Annotated in this window: 6 protein-coding genes; 5 read left to right on the top strand and 1 reads right to left on the bottom strand. The window is 35.8% G+C overall.

Annotation, left to right across the window (positions count from 1 at the left end; translation table 11 throughout):
* Positions 1-286: 286 nt before the first annotated feature.
* From FCI53_RS20800 to FCI53_RS20785, 4 genes are all read left to right on the top strand, one after another.
* Positions 287-874 carry a DUF6305 family protein gene (locus FCI53_RS20800; RefSeq protein ID WP_138420909.1) on the top strand — a complete coding sequence of 196 codons (588 nt, stop codon included), beginning with the start codon at positions 287-289 and terminating at the stop codon, positions 872-874.
* Between the two features lie 16 nt (positions 875-890).
* Positions 891-2,231: a sensor histidine kinase gene (locus FCI53_RS20795; protein ID WP_171038265.1), complete on the top strand. Its 1,341-nt coding sequence runs from the start codon at positions 891-893 to the stop codon at positions 2,229-2,231.
* 137 nt (positions 2,232-2,368) lie between these two features.
* Positions 2,369-2,974: a response regulator gene (locus FCI53_RS20790; RefSeq protein ID WP_138420907.1), complete on the top strand. Its 606-nt coding sequence runs from the start codon at positions 2,369-2,371 to the stop codon at positions 2,972-2,974.
* Between the two features lie 324 nt (positions 2,975-3,298).
* Entirely contained in the window at positions 3,299-3,916 is a 618-nt protein-coding gene (locus FCI53_RS20785; protein WP_138420906.1) for a cysteine hydrolase family protein, read from the top strand.
* Positions 3,917-4,106: 190 nt separating this feature from the next.
* Here the strand turns inward: FCI53_RS20785 and FCI53_RS20780 are convergent, their stop codons facing one another.
* Positions 4,107-4,910 (bottom strand): Cof-type HAD-IIB family hydrolase, encoded by an 804-nt coding sequence (locus tag FCI53_RS20780; protein WP_138420905.1) that lies wholly within the window; start codon positions 4,908-4,910, stop codon positions 4,107-4,109.
* A 154-nt stretch (positions 4,911-5,064) separates the two neighbouring features.
* Here FCI53_RS20780 and FCI53_RS20775 point away from each other — a divergent pair, with 154 nt between their 5' ends.
* Positions 5,065-6,012 carry a helix-turn-helix domain-containing protein gene (locus FCI53_RS20775; protein ID WP_138420904.1) on the top strand — a complete coding sequence of 316 codons (948 nt, stop codon included), beginning with the start codon at positions 5,065-5,067 and terminating at the stop codon, positions 6,010-6,012.
* The last annotated feature ends 287 nt before the right edge of the window (positions 6,013-6,299 follow it).

Raw genomic sequence — 6,299 nt, 5'->3', positions numbered from 1 at the left:
TTGGATGGTAAATTTTTCCACTTAACTTACCCTGGTACTAAAAGTCACTCGAAAAAATTTTGAAAAATAATTTAAAACTGCTACAAGCGTTGATATATCAACTTTTATAGAGGGAGGCTCACCAGCCCCCCACAGGAAAGCGGAGTGTATTTCCGCAGCGATATATTAGCACTCATTTTATAAAGGACAGTGGTGGTTGTTGCGTGTAATATAGCAACTACGCAACAAAATGTATCTAAGCGAACGTGAAAGTTAGAATTAATCCATAGGGGAGGGGAGAAACGAAATGAAAAAATATATCATTCCATTTATCTGTTTGTTTGGTGGGTTGGTATTTATTTCCTTTTTATCCATTAAACCAGATTCTCATATCAACGATTATCCAAATCTCCCTGCTCCAATTGCCAAGGAGAATATTTTATTAACAAATGTTGGTCAAGCAGTGGAAGGGGAAATTTTGAAACAAATTGTGAACGATCTAAATTTGGATGGGGATTATCGACCAAGAGCATTGGCCTCTGATCTATATGACTATCAATCCTTAGTCATTTCTATTGGCTATAGCCCTACAGGACTCGCGAATACACCAAGAAGTTTTGAGGAAGAAAAGCAGAGATTACGAGATTTAACTAAGGAAGCAGAGTTGCAAGGGATACCAGTTGTTGTTTTACATTTGTCTAATGATTATAAGGGAGATGCTCGTACATGGGAGTTGATTCACCAAGCTATACCAAAAGCAAATTATTTTATTGGTATAGAATCTGTAGTCGATCGTGCCAATCAAACAGAGTTATTCCAATCCAATTCAATTCCTTATACACTCGTTAACAATTTGGAAGAAATTCGAACACCATTGAATTCTGCTTTTCGCTAAATGAAGGATGATGTATATGCAACATAATAGAAATGTTTTGGTTTTTGTTGGATTCGTTTTTATCATCTATGGTCAAACGTTTCCTGGTATGACATTAAATTGGTCACAACATATGATTGAAATGATTCAAATGAGTATTGACACAATGGATAGTGGTCAATTACTAATTTCTTCTGTGTCATATGTTTTTAAGTCCCTTATAACATTTGTGATGCTTTACTTTGGTTCTTTATTTGTAAGTCAAGGGTTATGTAAACGAAAGGATCAATTTCAATTGATCTATATTAGTGTGGTACTATTAAATATAGTATTGTTAAACCAAATTTACCATGAAAACTTTTCCATCCTTATGCATATTCTTTCGCTAGGGTTGTTGCTTTTTCTTGAAACATTCATACCAAAGCAACGCTACTATTATATAACGTTTTTTATTTTACTAGTTTTTGTATTAAGTACTTTACTATGGTTGAACGTCATTCCGAGTCTGTCAAAGTATGGATTAGGAACAGAAGATATTGCAGTAAGTCTTAAAATAGCGGATCGATTTCTGACCGATAGCCAATTATCGACGACATTATTTTATGTATTCTTTTTTATCTTCTTCATTATCTCGATTATTTTCACTGTACTTGTTTCTTTATACAATAAACAACTATACACATTGGAAAAATATCAACATCAAGAGTTAGAGTTGAAGCAAACACGTCTAGCATTAGTAGAGTCTAAGGTTTACCAAGAAATTCATACACTTGTCCATGATTTGAAAACGCCTCTTGCAACGGTAGAGGGGTTAATCTCTTTAATGAGTTTGCAATATGAACAGGTGGAAGATAAACGTTCGAAAGACTATTTTAAGCGGTTGGACCGTTCATTAAAACGGATGAATGAGATGATTTCAGAAATTTTATATGAGGATATTAAAAGCCAACTAACGGTAAAACAATTAATGGATTATGTAATAAGTCATATTCCAGTTGATGACCAAAAAGTAGAATTAGAGGTTAATATTGCCGATGACTTACCGCCGATTACGGTCAATAAGATTCGATTTGCTAGGGCAATTTCTAATTTGATTGAAAATTCAATCGTCTCGTTACGCGGAACTGAGGGGAAAATAGAGGTTGTTGTTGAATCAGTGGAGGATGGACTCCTGTTTAAAATCATTGATAATGGACCAGGGATTGATGAAAAATATTTGCAAGACATATGGAAGGAAGGCTTTAGTACGAAAAATTCTTCGGGACTCGGTTTGTCTTTTGTGAGACGTGTGATTGAAAATCATGATGGTCAGATCGATGTGTTTAGTAAAGAAGGCAATACTGTGATGAGTATATTTTTACCCGTCAATAATACATAAAACTGTAGCGAAGATGCTTTATCTCGACGTAGTTTTAGGTGAAATGTATAAGTGTACAACGAAGACTCTACCTGCGCTTAAAGGCTTTCAGGTCGCCAAGTTTTCTTTATCAAACCAGTTTGAAAGAGGGAAAAAGCATGATTTTAGTTATTGATGATAATGAAGATATTCGATACACGATTAAAGAAATATGTGAATTCGGTAATTGGGAAACTGCAGAAGCAGCAAGTGGGAAAGAGGGGGTTGAACTGTTTGAAAAGTTAACCCCTGAGCTTGTACTAGTCGATTATCATATGCCAAATTGGGACGGACTAAAGACAACTAAAGAAATTCGCAAACGAAATAAAACGATCCCAATTATTGTGCTAACGGTTGATGAAAGGCAAGAAATTGCGGATCAGTTCCTTGACTCAGGGGCGACAGATTTTGCTCTTAAGCCCATTAAAGCACCTGATTTGATTTCGAGGGTACGATTAAATTTAAAAATAGCTAGATTAACAAGTACACCTGAAGACAATGTGTTTGTGGATAAAGGGATCAATTCTGCCACACTACAAACAATTAAAGGCTTTCTCGTCCAACAGACAAAAGCATTGACGATTTCAGAAATTCAAACAGAGCTCCCGGTTGCCTACCAAACGGTACATCGCTATTTACATTATTTAGTAAAGCAAGGCGATGTTCAAGTTATATCTGATTATGGTAACAAGGGGCGTCCGAAAAATCGATATAAGTTAAACTAGGCATGAGTTCAAAGATAAAAAATGTGGCTACCTGACGATACTGAAAGCAATTCAAAGGAATAGGAATAAAACCTGAAAGAATGTGACAAAATTATTAATTTTTCAGAAAATTTGCCTAAGACAAGTTTATTTCGTGTATAATAAAAAATAGGAATTTTTATATGTCCTGGTGAAACCGTCCGTAAGACTCCCACTTCAAAACATGAAAGGAAAAGGAAATGTTTAAATGGGAGTTAACGAACGCTTTTACCTACAAACACATAGTGAGGGAAGGGCAAAAACCCCCACTGTGTGAAGTTTTAATTATTAAAAGGAGGTAACCGAATGAATCAAATTGAATTTGAAAAGGATCATAGTGCATTGTTGATTATGGATATGCAAAATGCATTTGTCCATCCTCAAGGTTCATTAGCAAAAATGGGGTTAGACACCTCAAGGGCCTATCATGCTGTGGAACCAATTAGACAGTTGAGGGAAGCATTTAAAGCCAAAAAACGACCTATTATTTATCTTCAACACAACCATCACACCAATGATTCTGAAGCTATTCTTATCTCAAAAGTATTTCCGTCCATTAAAAAAACCAAACACTGCATAGAAGGTACATGGGATAGTGAATTTATTAAAGATATCGTCCCTGAACCGAATAATTATGTCATTAACAAAAATGACAGTGCTAATTACCAGAAACAATTACAAGAGTTATTGAAAGACTTAGACATAAAAAGTCTTGTCGTAACTGGAGTCTCAACGAATATATGTGAAGAAACACCATTGAGTGATGCCTTCGGTAATGGCTTGGATGTGTTTGTTCCCGAAGAAGCAACCGTATCCTATACGTTAGCTGAAGAAAAAGGTTCGATTGCTAACTTTGATGTTGCCTATGGTCATACCGTAAAAGTGAAAGATGTATTGTATGAGATGTTGATGTTAGTCATTTAATGTCGTTTTATGTGAAAAAATGTACAAGAGTGTAGAAAACTGCAAGCATGGCATATACAGCTTTTTACACTTGGCAATCGCCAGAGCCAAAAGGCATGGCGATAAGCCAATTTTATTCTTATATGTCATACCCTTAACATCTAAGTCTTAAACATAAAAGAATCCAGGGGCAAATGCCCTCCTGGATTAATTAAAATTGATTAAGAACGAACTTTTCAAATACTTCTTTCACACCTTCCTCATTATTTGAAGAGGTGATGTATTTAGCTACTTGTTTTAAATCATCCGTCGCATTTCCCATTGAAACTGGTAACCCGGCAACTTCTAGCATTTGAATGTCATTCCAACTGTCACCAATCGCAATAACTTCTTCTAATTGACAACCAATATGGTTACATAAGAATTTAATTGCTTCTCCTTTATTAACTTCTTGATGCGTAAATTCTAAGAAAAAAGGTTTTGATTTTGTTACAAAACACTCCTGGCCAATAGTTGGTTTTAGTTCGTGCAACAATTGGTCAACAACCTCTGGATTTTCATTTATAAGCATCTTTGTTACAGGTTCCTCTAAAAAGCGAGTGTCAAAGTCTGGCTCAATGTAATATGGAATGTTTTGATTTGCTGCATATGTACGCACTTTATCATTATCTTCTCTTGCGTAAAGTTTGTCACCGCTAGAGATTTGTAAATGAACACCTTTTTTCTTGCTGTACTGAATAATTTTTTGAACGATATTAGCTGGTATACTTTTTTCATAAAGGATATGATTGCTTTTTAAATCTTTAATTAAGGCACCTTGATAACTGATAACAGGAATGTCTAATCCGACCTGTTTGGCAATAGGATATGCCCCTGCAAACATTCTCCCTGTTGCAAGTGCAACCATAACGCCGTTTTCGTGGGCCGTTTTGATAGCTTGTAATGTTCCTTCTGTTACCTGTCGATCATCATTAATCAATGTATCATCAATATCAATTGCGACTAATTTATACATGTCATGTCTCCTCTAATGTCATTAGTTGTTGCTGTTATTATACCAATAAAAGTGTCTGCCACCAACAAGCTATTGAACTAAAAAGAAATCGAGCGTAAAATAGATTGTATGCGGTGTCATAATTATTGAATAAACTTACTAGGGTGATGAGCAAATGGAAATAAAGTATAAAGACCAAAATGTAAGCGGTTTTAAAAGTGGGACGAAACAAAATATTTCGGAGCAATATATTATGCCAGACATGAAAGTAGGCGTAGAACTGCATCGCATGCATTATCGCAGTGTGAAAAGTTCATGGCACTTTCCCATGCACGAACATCCGATGTATGAAATTAATCTTGTCACAAGTGGTAAGCAACATTTTACGGTGAATGACCATACATACTTATTAGAAGCAGGAGATCTAATCATCATTAGACCTGGAGAAATGCATGCTAGTTCTGGTGTGAAGGATGGGCAGGAAGGGTTTACCTATTTTTGTCTTCACTTTAATATGGATGATAAGTGGTTATTACCTTATTTTGAGGATACGACTGAGGTATATTACCATGCAAAGTCGAAGCTAGCTAGAAAAACACGTCCATTTTTAGATCGTCTGATGAGGTACACTCAAGAGCAAAGACTATCATTTGTTGACCAAATGCATCTGCATGCCATTATTTTTGAAACATTAGGAAGTGTTGTGTCTTGTCTAGAGCAAGTAAAAGTGGAGGTCTCTCCGATTTCAGATCGGACTTTTCAGATTGCCCATCAAATAGCCAATCAAATTGAATTGTTGATTAGTCAACCACACTATTTTGATGATGGGGAAGATAGTACAATTCGAATCGAAGAAATAGCAGAATCATTTGGCTTTAGTATTTCCTATTGTAATAAAGTATTCAAACAAGTGTTTAATATGTCTCCAAAACAATATTTAACTTATAAAAAATTACATGAGTCTAAGAAGTTGCTCATGCAGGAAAAGTATACGGTGGAACAAATTGCACTTCTGATGGGGTACCATGATGCCTCTCATTTCAGTCGTCAATTCAAAAAAGGGATGGGAGTATCACCTGGACAATATAGAAAGAGACAATTATACATTTCCAAACAACAATAGCGAACGGTCTTTATCTACTGCACTAGCAACACATATTGATTCTAATTGCGCAGTAGCTATATACTGCGCAGTAAATTTCAATTTCCTATATATATGACGAGTGATAATAGGCCGCTGCGGAAAACACTACGCTTTCCATGGGTGGCTGATGAGCCTCCTTGTTCGTCCCTCACTGCGGGGTCTCACCTAGGCCATTCCTCCCATAGGAGTCTCCGTGTATTTCCTCCGCTGTTCGTGAGCATTGAATTTTGGAGAGTTGGTTGTTTCATATTTAAGTAATAAATGGC

It is taken from the genome of Aquibacillus sediminis, assembly GCF_005870085.1.
Classification (GTDB): domain Bacteria; phylum Bacillota; class Bacilli; order Bacillales; family Amphibacillaceae; genus Aquibacillus_E; species Aquibacillus_E sediminis.
Note: the sequence above shows the minus strand (reverse complement) of the source record. Positions and strands in the feature narration are given on the sequence as shown.

What these genes read in the sequence shown, in the direction of transcription:
- FCI53_RS20800 (WP_138420909.1), top strand. Translation starts at nt 287, where the DNA reads ATGAAAAAATATATCATTCCATTTATCTGTTTGTTTGGTGGGTTGGTA.
- FCI53_RS20785 (WP_138420906.1), top strand. Translation starts at nt 3,299, where the DNA reads ATGAATCAAATTGAATTTGAAAAGGATCATAGTGCATTGTTGATTATG.
- FCI53_RS20790 (WP_138420907.1), top strand. Translation starts at nt 2,369, where the DNA reads ATGATTTTAGTTATTGATGATAATGAAGATATTCGATACACGATTAAA.
- FCI53_RS20795 (WP_171038265.1), top strand. Translation starts at nt 891, where the DNA reads ATGCAACATAATAGAAATGTTTTGGTTTTTGTTGGATTCGTTTTTATC.
- FCI53_RS20775 (WP_138420904.1), top strand. Translation starts at nt 5,065, where the DNA reads ATGGAAATAAAGTATAAAGACCAAAATGTAAGCGGTTTTAAAAGTGGG.
- FCI53_RS20780 (WP_138420905.1), bottom strand. Translation starts at nt 4,910, where the DNA reads ATGTATAAATTAGTCGCAATTGATATTGATGATACATTGATTAATGAT.